The organism is Halorubrum sp. 2020YC2, assembly GCF_018623055.1.
Lineage (GTDB): Archaea > Halobacteriota > Halobacteria > Halobacteriales > Haloferacaceae > Halorubrum.
In genome coordinates, this window is record NZ_CP076019.1 from 2,271,499 (window position 1) to 2,287,937 (window position 16,439).

15 protein-coding genes and 3 pseudogenes are annotated in these 16,439 nt (G+C 65.9%); 11 read left to right on the forward strand and 7 right to left on the reverse strand.

From position 1 onward, the window contains the following. The first annotated feature begins 9 nt into the window (after nt 1–9). From KI388_RS11380 to KI388_RS15600, 6 genes and pseudogenes are all read left to right on the forward strand, one after another. Nucleotides 10–594, forward strand: coding sequence for a hypothetical protein (locus KI388_RS11380; protein ID WP_215086736.1), 585 nt, complete (start codon nt 10–12; stop codon nt 592–594). Between the two features lie 87 nt (nt 595–681). After that, nucleotides 682–1,497 carry a hypothetical protein gene (locus KI388_RS11385; RefSeq protein WP_215086737.1) on the forward strand — a complete coding sequence of 272 codons (816 nt, stop codon included), beginning with the start codon at nt 682–684 and terminating at the stop codon, nt 1,495–1,497. Beyond that, complete coding sequence (locus tag KI388_RS11390; protein ID WP_215086738.1) at nt 1,494–2,468, forward strand: right-handed parallel beta-helix repeat-containing protein; 975 nt, start codon at nt 1,494–1,496, stop codon at nt 2,466–2,468. Before KI388_RS11385 ends, KI388_RS11390 begins: the two co-directional genes overlap by 4 nt. A gap of 471 nt (nt 2,469–2,939) precedes the next feature. Continuing rightward, on the forward strand, nt 2,940–3,650 hold the full coding sequence (locus tag KI388_RS11395; protein ID WP_251133147.1) for a hypothetical protein: 711 nt from the start codon (nt 2,940–2,942) through the stop codon (nt 3,648–3,650). A gap of 35 nt (nt 3,651–3,685) precedes the next feature. Next, nucleotides 3,686–3,760, forward strand: a pseudogene (locus tag KI388_RS15595) (hypothetical protein); the annotation flags it as partial. A 31-nt stretch (nt 3,761–3,791) separates the two neighbouring features. After that, a pseudogene (locus tag KI388_RS15600) lies at nt 3,792–3,977 on the forward strand (hypothetical protein); the annotation flags it as partial. A gap of 222 nt (nt 3,978–4,199) precedes the next feature. Here KI388_RS15600 and KI388_RS15605 read toward each other — a convergent pair. Then, nucleotides 4,200–4,418: a hypothetical protein gene (locus KI388_RS15605; RefSeq protein ID WP_321169316.1), complete on the reverse strand. Its 219-nt coding sequence runs from the start codon at nt 4,416–4,418 to the stop codon at nt 4,200–4,202. Nucleotides 4,419–4,571: 153 nt separating this feature from the next. Between KI388_RS15605 and KI388_RS11400 the strand changes: the two are divergent. The 4 genes and pseudogenes from KI388_RS11400 (at nt 4,572) to KI388_RS11415 (ending at nt 7,921) form a co-directional block, all read left to right on the forward strand. After that, nucleotides 4,572–5,448 (forward strand): annotated as a pseudogene (locus KI388_RS11400) (inositol monophosphatase). Between the two features lie 409 nt (nt 5,449–5,857). Further along, nucleotides 5,858–6,388 (forward strand): DUF5817 domain-containing protein, encoded by a 531-nt coding sequence (locus KI388_RS11405; RefSeq protein WP_215086739.1) that lies wholly within the window; start codon nt 5,858–5,860, stop codon nt 6,386–6,388. 70 nt (nt 6,389–6,458) lie between these two features. Further along, entirely contained in the window at nt 6,459–7,478 is a 1,020-nt protein-coding gene (locus KI388_RS11410; RefSeq protein ID WP_215086740.1) for a PGF-CTERM sorting domain-containing protein, read from the forward strand. Then, nucleotides 7,475–7,921, forward strand: a complete 447-nt coding sequence (locus KI388_RS11415; protein WP_215086741.1) for a hypothetical protein — start codon at nt 7,475–7,477, stop codon at nt 7,919–7,921. The genes KI388_RS11410 and KI388_RS11415 overlap by 4 nt, the downstream gene beginning before the upstream one ends. 36 nt (nt 7,922–7,957) lie before the next feature. Here the strand turns inward: KI388_RS11415 and KI388_RS11420 are convergent, their stop codons facing one another. After that, entirely contained in the window at nt 7,958–8,293 is a 336-nt protein-coding gene (locus tag KI388_RS11420; RefSeq protein WP_215086742.1) for a hypothetical protein, read from the reverse strand. Between the two features lie 81 nt (nt 8,294–8,374). Next, nucleotides 8,375–9,214 carry a ubiquinol-cytochrome c reductase iron-sulfur subunit gene (locus KI388_RS11425; protein ID WP_215086743.1) on the reverse strand — a complete coding sequence of 280 codons (840 nt, stop codon included), beginning with the start codon at nt 9,212–9,214 and terminating at the stop codon, nt 8,375–8,377. 213 nt (nt 9,215–9,427) lie between these two features. On the opposite strand from KI388_RS11425, the gene ppc reads away from it, so the two are divergent. Then, nucleotides 9,428–12,130, forward strand: a complete 2,703-nt coding sequence (gene ppc, locus KI388_RS11430; RefSeq protein WP_215086744.1) for a phosphoenolpyruvate carboxylase — start codon at nt 9,428–9,430, stop codon at nt 12,128–12,130. Between the two features lie 305 nt (nt 12,131–12,435). Here the strand turns inward: ppc and KI388_RS11435 are convergent, their stop codons facing one another. From KI388_RS11435 to KI388_RS11450, 4 genes are all read right to left on the reverse strand, one after another. Beyond that, nucleotides 12,436–12,891: a 30S ribosomal protein S19e gene (locus KI388_RS11435; protein WP_215086745.1), complete on the reverse strand. Its 456-nt coding sequence runs from the start codon at nt 12,889–12,891 to the stop codon at nt 12,436–12,438. A gap of 132 nt (nt 12,892–13,023) precedes the next feature. Continuing rightward, nucleotides 13,024–14,367 carry a hydroxymethylglutaryl-CoA synthase gene (gene hmgB, locus KI388_RS11440; RefSeq protein WP_215086746.1) on the reverse strand — a complete coding sequence of 448 codons (1,344 nt, stop codon included), beginning with the start codon at nt 14,365–14,367 and terminating at the stop codon, nt 13,024–13,026. 78 nt (nt 14,368–14,445) lie between these two features. Beyond that, the gene (locus KI388_RS11445) at nt 14,446–16,260 is read right to left on the reverse strand and encodes a hypothetical protein (RefSeq protein ID WP_215086747.1); all 1,815 of its coding nucleotides are present in this window, start codon (nt 16,258–16,260) and stop codon (nt 14,446–14,448) included. Next, nucleotides 16,227–16,412 (reverse strand): hypothetical protein, encoded by a 186-nt coding sequence (locus KI388_RS11450; RefSeq protein WP_215086748.1) that lies wholly within the window; start codon nt 16,410–16,412, stop codon nt 16,227–16,229. The genes KI388_RS11445 and KI388_RS11450 overlap by 34 nt, the downstream gene beginning before the upstream one ends. Between the last annotated feature and the right edge of the window lie 27 nt (nt 16,413–16,439).

A 16,439-nucleotide genomic window follows, 5' to 3' on the forward strand; every position in this document is an offset into this window, starting at 1 on the left:
TGACTGAAAATGAACCGTAGACAGCTGTTGGCTGGCCTGGGTGCGGCCGCTGCGGGTGGCGGCGCAGCGCTTGGAACGGGCGCGTTCACGAGTGTAGAGGCAGATAGATCGGTTAACGTTAGTGTTGCCGATGAGGACCAAGCGTACCTCGCAATTTCTCCTGCGAGTAGCGCCAACTCGAATTTCGCGTTCCAGGACACGAGTAGTGGTGGGAAAAACCAACTGTCGCTGGATTTCAATGCCGTGAACGGCGTCACCGGTCAAGGTGTCGGCAATTCCTCGGACTACTCGTTCGACGGTGTGTTTGTAGTTGAAAATCAGGGAACCCAAGATCTAGATATTTATATTGAACAACTGAGCGCAGGTGACTTCGAGGACGGCCCTGGTACCGGGAACTCTCCAAATGGTACGCTAGATGTGGAGTTTTATCCGGGGAGCAGTTCCGACAGTCCACTCACCGCGTCTGATGCGGCTAGTTCCAACTCTGTGAGCGTTAGCCTAGGGAGTTCACAGCTCATCGGAGTCAATATCGATATCGGCAATGTCGATGTTAAAAGCTGGGAAGCGGACGTTACTATAGAGGCGGAAGGCTAGCTGAACCAATTTTATTTCACCCACGTTGGCGTACGGTGGTTCGATTCCGCCGGTGGGCATCGCCCTTTGCAGGGCCACTTCCCGAACATGAAACGACGTACGCTGCTCATCTCGATTGGCGGTGCGGCAGGCACAGCTGGCGTGATCGGAACTGGAGCGTTCACGAGCGTGGAGGCCGACCGCGACGTCTCGGTGACGGTCGCAAACGAGGAAAACGCCTATCTCGGAATCGAACCGTCACCGTCGTCGTCCGCGAACAGCGAGTTCGCGACACAGGATTCCAGTAATGGCGATCAGATCGCACTGAACTTCGACGACTCGGGGAACAGCGGGAGCGGTGTCGGCCTGAGTTCGGTCTACGACTTCGACGACGTTTTCAGGATTACCAATCAGGGGACACAGACGATCTACGTCTGGGCGAATTTCAGTGGCGGCGACCTGAGCGACGACGATATCTGGTTCTATCCGGACGGCGAGTCCAGTCGAAAGCTGAACGACGGAGATAACAGCGTCGTGACGGTCCCGGTCGGTGAAACCGTCAAGATGGGCGTCCACATCGACACGAACGTCCTCGAATCGGAGGACGGGGATCAGACGCTCACAGCAACACTTACTGCTGATGTCGATGTTCCCACCGATTCGAACCCCTCCGATGGAGTCGGGGAAGACGCTGCCGTCGTCAGCAAAAATCCGGATGACGGCGAGTACAGTTCGATCCAGTCCGCAATTGATGCCGTTGACGGGACGACGGTCTTGGTCGAGTCCGGTACGTACGAAGAAAGTGTGACAATTGATGTTGAGGGTCTGACGCTCAAAGCCGCCGGGGACGCCTCACCGACGATTGACGCGTCAGGTATCAACGGCGGTTCGATTCCCGTGCTGGTGATGATGCAGACGGTGTGACCGTGGACGACGAGAACATCGAGTTCCTGTCTGGGATTGACGTGGGTGTAGACTTCAGTGACTACGAGCCTGGCATCACCGAGACCGACGCTGACGCGATCGTCACCGGTGACGCTGCCGAAACTGACGAATTCAACAGCATCGGCGCTGCACTGGATCAAAAAGGCGCAGACACCACGGTGCTCGTGAAGTCCGACTACGACGCTAGCAACGAGAATTCGAATAATGATGGCAGTAATAGTGCCCTAATAAGTATCGTTCATAAGAACGTTGAAGTCATCTCCCAAGAGGGCCCAACGAAAACAGTGATTGATGAGAGGCCAGATGCGACCGGTGGCGGCCGAGCCGTTGACATCAACGCGGCGAATGTTGTGTTCAAAGGATTTGACGTGTCCAATGCAGCTCAGGAAGGCATCGTTGTCACCGGTGTTGAGAATGCAAAGGGCATCGAAATCACGGACAACAAGGTCACCTCAGACACCGATGGTATTCTGGTCTCAGAGTATGGCCCGGAAGGCTTCGACTCTGCTAGCACGGACGGTATTGTGATTGAAAACAATGAGATTAATCATAAGAGATTTGGGGTTTCTCTCAGTAACGGTGCTACGGAACCAGTCGTTAAGCACAATACGATAATCGGCAATGGAAATGAAAGAGGAATCGCTCTGAATCGTGATGGGGAGGGAGTTACTAATGCGACTGTTGAGGCAAACCTCGTTGAGACCAGCTACGTCGGATTCCAGCGTAACGACGACGGCAGCACGGTTGAGAGTCTGAGCAACAACCACTTCATCAACAATGACCTGCTGGCCATTGCAAATAGCGCGTCTGGTCAGCTTGACGCTACTGAGAATTTCTTTGGCACTGAAGATCGACAGACCATCCAAGATGAAAAAATCAGTGGCAGTGGAGGAGATACCGTCTTTGATCCGTTCGCTGCTGTCGAGATTGACCCGGACGCCGGTAAGTAAGCAGGCTACCTACCTACTCCTTCGATGTGACCGCTCGCTAACTGACTGCGATTTTTCCTCCATTCTTTCAATACCCGGAAAGCGACAGCCACAGGACTATTCAAGTACTGATACCCGTCTCGTCGTAAATCTCCCTGAGTTGCTCCGGGCTATAGTCCAAGTAATGCTTCTGCAACGCTTGACGGCGTTCGCCCGGCGAAGGCATCGATGTACTTCGCGTCGACACCACACCGACTCATGTCTGTCGCGAACCATCGGCGGCTTTTCTGAATCGTTATCTTCACACAGGTCTACTCAGACAGGTACCGGAATTTGTCGTTCACGGAATCACAACCACACCCTTCAGAGCCATCAGGATGCTCCTGAACCGGTTCGACCGACTCATAACAAGGTGGGTAGAGTCGGATCGTCGTGGTAAGAGAGCCATGCGTGATTCGGGATCGACCCCGGTCACGCTGGACGCAACCACCAATGGAACGACGCAAGTTCATCCTCGCAATCGGCGGTATCGTAAGCACCGGCGCCGCGGTCGGGTCCGGCGCGTTCACCAGCGTCGAAGCGACCCGCGACGTCTCCGTCTCGGTCGCGGACGACGCCAGCGCCTACCTCGCGATGGAACCGTTGTCCTCCCCCAACGGAGCCAGTTCGCCGCCACCGACGCGACGTCCTCGCGCTGGACTTTCCGAGAGCGGCAACGACGGCGCGGGCCTCGGCACGGACTCGGTCTACGACTTCGATAAGGTGTTCCAGATAGCCAACCAGGGCACCCAAGGGGTGTACGTCTGGGCGACGTTCGGCGGTTCGACGGGCGATCTCACCGTGGGCGACGAGGACACCGACGTCTGGCTCTACCCGAACGGCGACCCCGACAACAAACTTCGCGACAGCGAAGACGACGTGCTCTACCTGCCGACCGGCTCGTCGGCCGACATCGGCGTCCACGTCGACACGCACGACCTCGGCGTCGACGACGATCAGGAGCTGACGATGACCGTTCGAGCCGACGTGAACAACCCCGCACAGGGCGACGTGGTCGGCGGCGGCGGGACGGTCGTCGAGGGACCGGCCGACGGACTCGTGAGCTACTGGCCGCTCGACGACGTCGAGAGCGGAACCGCCGTCGACGCGGTCGGAACGAACGACGGGAATGTCGAGGGGTCAGTTCCGTTGACGGGAAAGTAGGAAACGCGGGAGCGTTCGACGGGAGCGACGATTACGTGGGAATCCCTGACGATCCGAGCCTCGATCTCACGGAGTCGCTAAGTCTCGCCGCGTGGGTGAAACCCGCCAGCGGTCAAGAAGGGTACGAGCGGATCATCTCCCGTGAAAAGGCTGGGGGCGGGAACCGACAATACAATATCGGGCTGGATCAGAGCGCAACAGAGCCGCGGACGGTCGTCGATACAACCGCTGAAGACGGAGTCGAAGTTTTCCGGAGCGATTTCAGTTACGGACGGAGAGTGGCATCACGTCGCGATGACGTTCGAGAGCGGTGACGCGGTTCGTCTCTACTTAGACGGGAGTGAGGTAGACGAAACGTCAGTCGGCACCGGTGACACGCTCGTGAGTCGTTTCCTCGCAAGTGGTTTTAGGCGCGCCGGCACAGCTGGATCGGCTCTTTCGAGGGTCGTATCGACGACGCTCGTATTTACGATCGTGCGCTCTCGAAGAACGAAGTGTCGGATCTGGTTACCGAAACGGACGTGTAACTACCGGAAAGGTACTTTCCAGTTACTCCCCGCCGTCGGTGTACGCCCAGTCATCGAGTACGCGATCCGCGACCGCGTTCGCCTCCGCCGGCGAGGGGCAGGAGCCGTCGACGACGTCTTCGCAGAGTTCGCCCGCGAGGTCGTACACCGCGGACCCGTCCGCGCGCTCGGCCACGCGCTCGAAGGTGGGCCGGTAGCCGGCGGCGGCGCGCTGACCGATCTCGTCGAGCGAGGCGTCGATGGTGTACTCGAGCTGACGGACCGCTTCTTCGGGTCATACCCGATCCACCGACTCGAACCCACTTAAACTACTCGGATTCGAAACTGAGTTAATTCCGTCTCGTCGCCCGCGCCGAACCGACGTTTATACGCGTCGGGGGCGCGGACTGGGGGTATGACCGACGAAGCCGAGCGCGGCGCCCCCCCGGGCGACCGCGCCGACGACGCCGCCGTTCCCCCCGTCGCGGACCGCGCGGACGACGTTGCCGAGCGCGCGGCCGTGGCGGTTCGCGCCGCGGAGGCGGGCGCCGAAGTCGCGAACGAGAGCTTCCGCAGCGACATCGCGGTGGAGACGAAAGGCGAGGACGACGTGGTGACCGAGGCCGACCGCGCCGCCCAGCGCACCGTCATCGAGGCGATCCGGGAGTCGTACCCGGCGACGCGATAGTGGGCGAGGAGGAAGACGAGCGCAAGACCGTGCCCATTCGGGCGCCGCGTGGGTGATCGACCCCATCGATGGGACGAACAACTACGTCCGCGACGTCCGCGTGTGGGCCACCGCGGTCGCGGCCGTCGTCGACGGCGAACCGGTGGCGGCCGCGATCGTCGCGCCCGCGCTCGGTGACACCTACACCGCCGACGCCACGGGTGCGTACCGCAACGGCGAGCCGATATCGGTGAGCGACGCCGCCGAGCCCCGCGACGCCGTCGTCGACCCGACGATCTGGTGGGAGTACGACGCGCGCGACGAGTACGCCCGCGCCTGCGAGGCGATCGTCTCCCGCTTCGGGGACATGCGCCGGCTCGGCGCCGCGCAGGTGGTACTCCCGACCGTCGCGGCCGGGGGACTTGAGGGGACGATCACGAACGTCGCGGCGAACCCCTGGGACACGGTTGCCGGCGTGCTCGTCATCCGGCAGGCCGGCGGGCGCGTGACTGACTTGGAAGGGGAGCGGTGGCGGCACGACTCGAAGGGGCTCGTCGCCTCGAACGGCACCCTCCACGACGAGGTGCTCGCGGCCGCGAAGAGATCGAATCGGACTGATAGGTAGGGTACGTGGTCGTTTCTGGTCGGTTCCGAGTCGTTGATCGGTGAGACGGAACTGGTGAACACTCGGCGGCGAACACCTCCAAAGCCCCAGCCGCGACGGCTCGCGCGACTCGCTGCGGTCCTCGTCGCTCGCTTCGCTCGCTCCTGCGGTCCTTGCGTCGTCGTGCTTCGCCCTCGCGGCTGCCCCTTTGAGTCCCGCCCCGCCCAGCACCGCCCCGCGCCTCACGCCTCCCCAGCCTCGTCGGTCGGCCTCCGCTTCGCTCCGGCCGGCCGACTCCCTCGCGCGTACTCCTCGCGGCCGCCTTCGGCGGCCACTCGGAGGCACGCGCCACGGCATGGCGTGGGGTGTTGGAGTGTGCGTCGCATCCCGGAGCCGAGGGTTCAAATTCGGGGCCGGCGAATCGGGGCGTATGTACGCGGTCGTCGGCTGCAACGAGTGCGCCAACATGTGGCTGGTCACGGACCCGGAGACGAGCGAGACGGCGAAGTGCTCGCGGTGCGGCAAGACCCATAAGACGGCCAAGCTCAAGCGCTTCTTCGAGTCCGAGGACCGCGAGGCGGCCAGGGAGGCGCGGTCCGCGCTGCTCGCGAAGAAGCGCGGCGACAGCGCGGCGTTCGCGGAGGTCGACCACGTCTCCGAGCTGGAGGCCGCCGTCGAGGACGCCGGCATCGACGACCGGGAGTACCTCGAGGCGTCGGGGCTCGACGCCGACGCGGTCGACGAGGCCGGTTCGCGCGCCGAGGGCGGCGGGGGCGGCTCGCGGAGCCGCACCGAGGTCGTCCGCGACGCGGTCGAGACCGTCGACGACCCCACCGAGTCGGCGGTCGCGGAGCGCGCCGCGGCCGGCGGCGTCCCCGCCGACGCGGCCCGCGAGATCCTGACTCGCCTCGCGCGCCGCGGCGAGGTGACCGAGTCGAACGGGCGGTATCGCGTCCTCTGAGGCCGGTTTCGGACGCCTCGGTACGAGTTCCGGACAAAGCACTTATATCGGGGCTGAGTGGGAGCCGCACATGGACACCCGCACGGCCCTCCTGGCGGCGGCGGCCGCGCTCCTCGTCGCGAGCGCGGTCGGCGCCGTCGCCGCGCCCGACGCCCTCACCGACCCCCGAGAGACGAACGAGCCGCCCGGGGATATCGACATCGCCGGCGCGACCGTCGCGCCCGGCGAGGTGCGCGGCGAGACCGCCGAACTCCGGCTCGGCACCGACCTCCGCCACCGCGGTTCGACGGTCGAGAACGTCACCGTCCGCCACCGCGCGATCGGCGCCGAGTCCGGCCTCCTCGTCGACGAGACGACCGTCGACGCCGGCGACGTCGACTTCGACGGCGAGCGCACCGTCAACGGCACCGTGACGGTCGACCGCGAGGGCGGCTACCGCATCGAGACGGTCGTCTTCGTCGACGGCCAGCACCGCGAGCGACAGACGACCCGGGTCGCCGGCGTCGCGGCGCTGACGCCCGACTACGCGGACACGCGGGTCGGGTTCACCGACGGCGACGTCTGGCCGACCGTCGCGGTGAGCGTCGTCGAGGCCGACAACGAGACCGCGACGCTGTCGGCCTCCGTGTCGGTGACGAACCGCGGCGACGAGCCGAGCGAGGACGTCGACCTCCGCCTGTACCTCCGGCAGGCGGAGTCGAACGTGATCGCGGCGGACGCGACGGAGACGGTCGGCACCGTCCGCCCCGGCCGCACCGACACCGTGACCGCCACCGTCGAGGTCCCCGACGGCTACAACTACTACGTCGACGCCGCCCTGTTCGACGACGACGTGCTCGTCGACGAGACGCAGGGCGTCGCGAACCTGAACCCCCGGGAGACGATCAGCGCGAACGAGACGGTCCGCGACGTGGCGTTCTCCGTCGAGGACTTCCAGCGCGGCGAGGACGGCGCCGCGGGGGGCGACGCCGGAGACGGCGCCAGCGCGCCGGACCGAGACGCCAGCGACGACGCGACGCCCGGCTTCGGTCCCCTCGTCGCGCTCGTCGCGCTCGTCGTCGCGGCGCTGACCGCGCGGAGGCGACGATGACCGACGAACCGCCCGCGGACGGTCCCGACAGCGACCCGGCCGACGACCGCATGCCCGCCGAACCTGCGACCGACCGCGATCCGACCCGCGACCCACCACAGCCCATGACCGACGACACCGACCGCACGACGACCGATTCCGATCGCACCGAGACGAGTGATGACTGGGAACCAGCCGACTCCTCGGGGTTCGACCGCCCCTCGACCGACGACCTCCGCGGGCTGCTCGACCGCGTGGGATTGGCCGCGCTGTCGCTGCTCGCGGTCGTCGCCGGCTGGGGCTTTTACACCCAGTCCGGGAGCGCGATCCGCACGTGGTTCGACCCGGCCTACCAGTCGGTCGCGCTCGCCGTCTTCAACCTCGCGGTCCTGCTCGTCGCGCTCGCCGGCGTGACCCACCAGCTCCGCCGGATCCGCGCGACGGAGTCGGGCGGTTCCGAGTAGCCACGGGGGCGAGGAGACCGAACGGCGGTCGCCTCGCTACTCGTCCGGGATCTGGTCGGTGTCGGCCGGGATCTGTTCGACCTGTCCCGCGAGCGTCGCGGCGTCGCCGGCGACGGTGGAGGGCTCGACGCCCGCCTCGCCCGCGACCAACCTGACGTGCGCGGCGAGCAGCGCGAGCGCGCGGAGGCCGGCGCCGTCGGGGTCCTCGTCGGTGCGCTGGGCGAACGTGGTGTCGACCTCGCCGTCGCGGACGACGCCGACGTGGACCGCGTCGACGTCGTCGCCGTCGAGGAGGTCGCGGGCGCGGGCGAGTTCCGCCTCGAAGTCGTCGCTCGCGGACGCGTCGGCGTCTGCGGGGGTGTCGTCGCTCATACTGTCACTCGGGCGAGCGGCGGGAAAAGCGCGGCGGCGGTTCGGGGCGGGGAGGTGAAAACGGGGACGCGACGGTGCGGACTACTCGTCGGGCCGGGGGCGGGCGATGAACAGCGCTTCCTCGATGGTGAACGGGTCGTACACCGACTGGTGGCAGACGCAGTACGTCCCGTCGGCCGCGTCGTAGCGGGCGGACTCGTCTAACACCTTGTAACCGGGAATACAGCAGAAGTGGGTACAGACGTTGAGGTACGCCATGAACCCCTGGTCGGTCGACGCCTGGAGCCACTCGTCGTTCTGGGCCGCCTCCTCGATCTCCGGGGAGCGGATGACGACCGCGTTCAGGTTGGTGTCGGCGTCCTCGGACCGCCACGTGACCGCCGCCGGCTTGCCGACGCCGTCGCTGCCGATCCCGTTACCCCACTCGGTGTAGTCGTCGAAGTCGTCGACGTGGATCCGGTCGCCGCCCGAGTACGTGTCCGCCTGCCAGTCGTACGGCGGGCCGCTCGCGGCGCGGAACAGGTTGTCCGACTCGAAGTTCGGCTGGACGTTCTCCTGCGACTCGACGCCGCAGTACTGGTACCACGCGCCGGAGTAGGTCACCCCGCCGAGGTCCTCCTGCGCGACCTCGATCTCCCGTCCCTCCTGGGTGACGGTCGTCGTCTCGGGCCAGATACCCTCGATGTACCCCTCGTCGGTGACCCGGACCGGGATCTGCGGGAGTCCGCGGGGCGCCGGACCGCCCGTGTGTGCGATGGTCTTCGCGATCGTCGACCCGCCGCCGACGCCGCCGGCGGTCGTCAGGGTGTTCACGGTGGCCGACCCCATCGCGCCGACCCCCGCGAGGGCCGCGCCGCCGACGACGCCCTTCACGAAGCGTCGCCGCCCGGACTCAGACGGATACTTATCAGACGCACTCATACGCGGTTCTGAGGCTGGACCGGTAAAAAGGCTGACGAACCCTCCACCGCGGGCGGGTCGCGGCCCAAATCGGCCCGGAGCGAGGGGTTCGAGCGGCCCCGCCGCCCCGTGGGGAGTCGCACAGCAACGATCGTGATAGAGTTTACTCGGAGCCGAGGCAAGCCTTCGTTCGGACCGCGGTATTTAACCGACCCCGAACGCAGTATCCGTGGTATGGAGCTGCACAATCGGGACGTGCGGACGGACGTCCGGGAGCTCGGGGCGCTGGTGGGGGACGTGCTCGCCGCGCAGGCCTCGACTGAGGCGTACGAGACGGTCGAGACGCTTCGAAACGCGGCGATCGCCTACCGGCGGGGGGACGCCTCGGACCGCGACGCCCTCCACGACGCGGTCGACGACCTCTCGACGACCCGCGAGGAGGTCGTCGCCCGCGCGTTCACGACCTACTTCGAACTGATCAACCTCGCGGAGGAGCGCGAGCGCGTCCGCGCGGTCCGGAACGCCGACGACGGGAGCGCACTCCACGACTCCTTCGACGCGACGATAGCCGAGTTCGCGGAGGCGGGCGTCGACGCCGAGGAGCTAGAGGAGCTGCTCACGGACGTGCTCATCGAGCCGACGTTCACCGCCCACCCCACGGAGGCCCGGCGGTCGACCGTGAAGTCCAAGCTCCGCTCCATCGCGAACCACCTCGAAGAGCTCGACGAGCACAACCTCACCGAGCGGGAGCGGCGCGCCGTCTGGCGCGACGTCACCGCCGAGGTGACCAGCCTGTGGGGCACCCGGCAGGTCCGCGAGCGTGCGCCCGAGCCGGAAGACGAGGCGCGCAACGTCCAGTGGTACCTCGAGAACACGCTGTTCGACGTGGTCGGAGACGCCTACGAGGAGTTCGAGGAGACCATCTCGAAGGAGTACGACGACGTCGACTGCCCGAAGCTCTTCGAGTTCCGCTCGTGGGCCGGCTCGGACCGCGACGGCAACCCGTTCGTCACCCCCGAGGTGACCGACGAGACGCTTGAACGCCAGCGCGAGGTCGCCGTCGAGAAGTACCGCGACCGGTGCAAGCGGCTCTCGGCCGTGCTAAGCCAGGACGGCGACCGGTACGCCGCCGGCGACGCGTTAGCGCGGTCGCTCGCGGCCGACGCCGAGCGGTTCCCGACCGTCGTCGAGGAGGCCCGCGAGCGCTACCCCGACGAGCCGTACCGTCAGAAGCTCCGGCTGATGCGCGAGCGGCTCGACCGCGTCAACGACGTGCGCCCGGGGGAGTACCCCGACGGCGACGCCTTCCTCGACGACCTCGACGTCATCGCGGAGTCGCTCCGCGAGGACGGTCACGAGTCGGTCCTCGAGTCGTTCGTCGAGCCGTTCCGCCGACAGGTGGACACGTTCGGGCTCACGCTGGCGTCGCTCGACCTGCGCGACCACCGCGAGAACCACACCGAGGCCGTCGCCGAGGCGGTCGCGGTCGAGGGCGTCGACTACGCCGGGATGGACGAGTCCGAGCGCGTCGACTTCCTCACGGAGGCCATCCTCCAAGACGACCCGGTGATCGACCTCGACGAGCCCGGCGACGTCTCGGAGACGACCGAGCGCGTCCTCCGGCGGTTCGAGTCGTTCGCGGAGTGGCAAGAGGAGTACGGCCAGCAGGCGATAGACACCTACTGTATCTCGATGACCGAGGAGCCGAGCCACGTCCTGGAGGTGCTCTTCCTGTCGGATCAGGTCGGCGTCGTCTCCCTCCCCGACCACTGCGCGGTCGACGTGGTTCCGCTCTTGGAGACCGAGTCGGCGCTCAACGGCGCCGAACGCATCCTCGGCACGCTCTTCGAGAACGAGGCGTACGCGACCGCGCTGGAGGCCCGCGGCGAGGTCCAAGAGGTCATGCTCGGCTACTCCGACTCAAACAAGGAGAACGGGTTCCTCGCGGCCAACTGGGACCTCTACGAGAACCAGCGCCGGATCGCCCGCTTCTGCCGCGAGGAGGAGGTCACCCTCCGGCTGTTCCACGGCCGCGGCGGCTCCATCTCGCGGGGCGGCGGCCCGATGAACGAGGCGCTGCTCGCGCTGCCGAACGAGACCGTCACCGGGCAGGTGAAGTTCACCGAGCAGGGCGAGGCGATAGCGGAGAAGTACGCCAACCCGCGGATCGCGGAGCGCGAGTTGGAGCAGATGCTCGACGCCCAGATCCGCGCCCGGAAGGAGGCGAACGAGGAGCCGGTCGAGGACGTGCCCGACCGGTGGGTCGAGGCGATGGAGGTCATGGCGCCCGCCGCCCGGGAGACGTACCGCGACCTGCTGAACACCGACGGGTTCGTCTCCTACTTCGAGCAGGCGACGCCGATCAGCGTCGTCGAGAACCTCAACCTCGGCTCGCGACCCGCCTCTCGCTCCGGCGAACGCAGCGTCGAGGACCTGCGGGCGATCCCGTGGGTGTTCTCGTGGACCCAGACCCGGCTGATCCTCCCCGGCTGGTACGCGATCGCCTCCGGCATCGACGCCTACCTTGACGAGGTCGGCGAGGAGGAGGGGTTAGAGACGCTCCGCGAGATGTTCGAAGAGTGGCCGTTCTTCCGGACCACGCTCGACAACGCCTCGCTGGCGCTCGCGCGTACCGAGCCGGAGATAGCCGCCGAGTACGCCGACCTGGCCGACGACGACCTCCGCGAGCGCTTCTTCCCCGAACTGGTCGGTGAGTACGAGCGCGGGCGCGAACTCGTCTTGGAGATCAGCGGCCGCGACCAGCTGCTCCGCCGCGAGTGGCTCGAAGAGAGCCTCGGTCGCCGGAACCCCTACGTCGACCCACTGAACCTGCTTCAGGCGAACCTGCTCGGCCGGACCCACCGCACCGACGAGGAGGAGCGCACCCTGCGGCTCACCGTCAACGGCATCGCCGCCGGGATGAAAAACACCGGCTAACGCGACGACGCCCTCGCCAGCGAGTCGCCGGCGGCGGCCACCCCGCCGGCGCGACCGACTCCGCGGACCCGATTTCTCTTCGCCCGTCCGACCGCGCGAGCCGACGGCACGGCGATCGCACGGGAGTCAAGGACACCCCGACGCCGATCGGATTTGATATAGCAAAATACGATATAAAGCGAAGGTTTGGCGGAGACTACTGAGCGACGGGTACGAGCGACGAAACGCCGCGCGTCAGGCGTCTCGGCGGTGCTGAGCGTGAGCGCAGCTAACGGACGTCGACGAAAGCGGACAGAAGAGCCGAGTTACGCGTAGCGTTCGAGTTCCGGGCGGTCGAGGTCCTCGAAGACCTCGGTCGCGACCTCCGAGAGGAACGCCTCGCCCTCGTCGGAGACGCGGCGGCCCTCGCCGCTTGCGGTGGTGACGAGTCCGTCCTCTTCGAGCGCCTGAAGCGCCGTGCGGATGAGCTTGCGGGAGCCGCCCTCGTGCTCGCCGGGGCGGACGGAGTAGCGGTTCGAGCCGCGCTTCTTCGAGCCGTACTCGGTGGCGAGCCGCTCGATGCCGACCGGCTCGTTCTGCGCGACCTTCCGCAGGAGGCTCGCGGAGCGGACGTACCAGAAGTCGTCCTGCTCCGGGGGTAGCTCCTTGCCGGCGCCGCTCTTGGTGAACTCGACCCAGTCGGGCTCGTCGATCCGGTCTTCGAGTCGCGCCGCGACGGCCTCGATAAGGTCGTCGGCCGGCACGTCGTAGATGGTTACCATTGGGTGTCGATTCACGCCAGCGTCGTTTAAAACCATCGTATCGCGTACGGCCCGTGTGAGCCGTTTTCACGGGGTTGCGGGCCGCTGCGGGCGACTCGCGGATCGGAGAAAGCGAGCGGCGGCGGGCGCGGCTTACTCGACGTACTCGTACTTCCGCTCGTTCATCCGGCCCCAGCCGGTGAAGACGAACTCACCGTCGGGCTGGGTGAACTCCTCGATTTCGCGTTCGACGTCCATGTCGTACTCGTGGACGTCGTGGACGTCCTCGTACTCGTCCCACGTGAGGTCGTAGCGGGCGTCGAGCTGGTCGTCGATGTCGAGGCCCGCTATCTCCGCGCGCCACCCCTCGCGGATCGTCTCGGCGTGGATCTCGGCCTGCGCGCCGGAGCCGTAGGAAGCGACGAGCAGGGTGTCCCCGACGAACTCGCGGTCGCGGGTCAGGGCGTCACGCAGGGCGCTCACGCGGGCGATGTGGACGGAGCTTGTGTACCAGTTTCCGACCTCGCGCGACAGTTCGAGCGTCGGCTCAACGGCGGTGTCGTACCACGTCCGGTACTGCTCGGTCGTCTTCAGCTCGTCCATGTACCCGCGGATCGCCTCCTCGTAGGCCTCGCGGTCGTCGTACTCGCCCTCCCGCGGCTGGCGGCCGATCTCGTCGGCCAGCGCGTCCTCGTGGTCGGTGTCGCGGATGACGTGCCGATACGCCAACAGCGCCGCCTTCCGGACCATCCCGGGGAACGGGGTGTGGAAGGGGGCGTAGGTGAAGTCCTCCAGTTCGATGTCGTCCGTGACGGACTCGTAGTCCTCCAAGGCCTCGCGCATCCGGGAGAGATACACCTGGACCGAGCGCTTCCCGTCGACGCTGGGGAACTGCTGGTTCGGCTTGAGGAAGTCCGTCTCGTCTTTCGACCCGTACCCCTGTTCGGTCGACAGTTCGACGACGGCGGGGTCCTCGTCGATCAGCATCGCGACGGCGCCGGCGCCCTGCGTCGCCTCGCCGGGGTCGCCCCGGGCGTACAGCGCCGTGTCCGTGGTGATGACGATGGCGGGGCGGTCGCGGTTCCGCCCGGCGCGGATCCAGTTGTACGCGTCGTCGATCGCCTGCGTGCCGGCGAGGCAGGCGAACTTGCGCTCGCCCTTGTTGGCGTGGGTGAAGTCGCCGTCGTACACCTGTTCGAGACAGCCCGCGATGTACGTCGACACCGGCTTCGAGTGGTCGAACGCCGACTCCGTGGCGACGTCGATCCGGCCGACGTCCTCGGGAACGAGTCCCTTCCGGTCCATCAGCCCCTTCGCGGCGTTCGCGCCCATCGTGACGATGTCCTCGTACACGTCGGGGAACGAGGAGTTGGTGAGCCCGAGCCCCTTCGTGTACTTCTCGGGGTCGTCGCCCTTCTCCGGCGCGAACGTGCCCGGCAGGTCGAGCTTGAGCTTTCCGGTCCAGATCTCGACAGCGTCGATCCCGACTGCGGTCATACACGGTCGTTCACGGGACTGGCATATGTCTTTGTCGATGGTTTTTACGTCGATTGTCGATATCAGAAGCCTCGGCGGTCAGGGCCGTCTGAGGTAGAGGTTCTCCTCGGTCCCGTCGCTCAACACGAAGGTGACGATCACGTCGGCGTCCCCGGGGTCGTTCGTGAACTCGAGCGTGGTGCCGTCGTCGAGGCGCTGCTCGAAGTTCCTGATGTCCACGGTGACCGTGTCGCCGGCCGCGATCTCCGCGTTCTGTCCCTGACCGCCCGGGCCAGTGGCTTCGAGCGAGTACCGCGTCCCGTCGGCGTTGAACACCTGTTGTCCTTGTGTTCGTGCCAGCCCGTCGGTGGTACTCCCGGTGATCTCGAGTTCGTCATCGCTAGAGCTGCTCTCGATGAAGTTGCCTGACTGTATTCTGGTCGTGTCTACGGCGAACTCTTCGATTGTCACCGTCTCTTCCCCGTCGTTCCGCATCTGGAAGTTCAACACACTGTTCGACGTGTCGACGGCTACCGGCTCGAGGGCCTGCGTCGATTCGGGCGGACCGATGTTGACCGACAGTACGTCGGCGTCGTCGCCGGCAGTCGCGTACCCGAGGTAAGAATCGTTTTCGACGGCATCGGTCGCGTCGAGGCTCACCTCGGCCGCTCCGTCTCGGGTCCGATCCGTGGTTGGACGGAACCGAACGCGGCCCGATCCGGCCGTTCGCGCGTTCGAATAGTTGATCGTCGCGTTCGATATCGGATCTCCCGTGGCCCGGTCGGTGACCGTCACGTTCAGCGACGTCGAGCCGCCTTCCGGGATCGTGATCGAGTCAGTTTCCCACTCAGTCAGGAAAGCAGAAGACTCGTTGCCAGCCTGGGATCGCTCATCAACGCGGGAAACGTTCGAAAACGGGGTTCGATCGACGGTCCCACCGTCGTAACCGACTCGGGACATCTGAAGGCGCCACTCTCCTTCTAGGTCAACGACCACCGCCCTGTCACTAGAAAGGCTCTCGTTGACCGCTGCGTTCGGTTCTCCGACGCCGGTTTCGGTGCCGATTATTTCGGTCCAGACGGCCGGCGAGTGGGTTGGAATCCGGAGCTGGAACGACTCTACATCGGACTCCGGTTCGATCGGAACCGTCGGTGTCGGGCCATCGAGCGATGTCGGGTCCAGCGTCGTAGTGAATCCCCGCCTGTCGACGTCACCGGAGAAGGTGGTCAGCGACAACCGACGCTCGGCTCCATCGACGGTTCGCTGCCCGGTGACCGTCTGGTTCGCTCTCTCGAACCGATTGTACAGAAGCGTGTGTTCGAACGTCGTTCGTGGCGAACTTCGATACTCGTTGTATCCAGAAACGAACGTGAGCAGTCGCGTTTCGTGAGGGTCGAACAGCAGGCTGGTGTTCTCGAACCGACTCGCGTCGTCCGGGCTAACCCGTGCGTTCGTGAGGTCGATCGGACCGCGGTCTTCCGTCCGAAGATTCCCGGTCGGCGGCGGGGGACTCACCGCGAACAGGCGAGGCTCGTATCTGAATCCTATGTCGACGCTGACCGGACGCTGGTACGGATCGTCTTCCGCGTCACCGACGTCAAGGAGCGATGCGCGCAGCTCCTGCATGTCCGACTGGAGGTCTTGATTATGATCGAATTCCGCCTCGCTGTTCTGTGCCGGTACTGCGAACGCTTGGTAGCTGGCGAGCGCTAAGATCAGGAAGCCGAACAGGATCACCGTCCCGACCACGACCGACTGGCCCCGACGGTCGCGACTGAATCGCATTGTGGGAGTTCGACGCCGAGCGGGTATAAAATCCTCCGTCCGACCTCTCAATCGCGATACTCGGGCGAGTGCTGTCGAGAGCCGGGGGAACTGACTCAGTCGCCGCCTGCGCGTCGGTACGTCAGCCACGCCGACGCGACGGCCGCGACGCCGGCGAATCCGCCGAGCAGCACCGCCTGTGTCCAATTAAAGCCGATGAGCGTCCCGGCGACCAGCGTGACGAGGAGGAATGCGACCGCGAGGGCGCCGAGCGTCGAGGGGGTACCGTCAGGACCGGTCATACGCTGACCTGGCGCCTTCGGTCGATA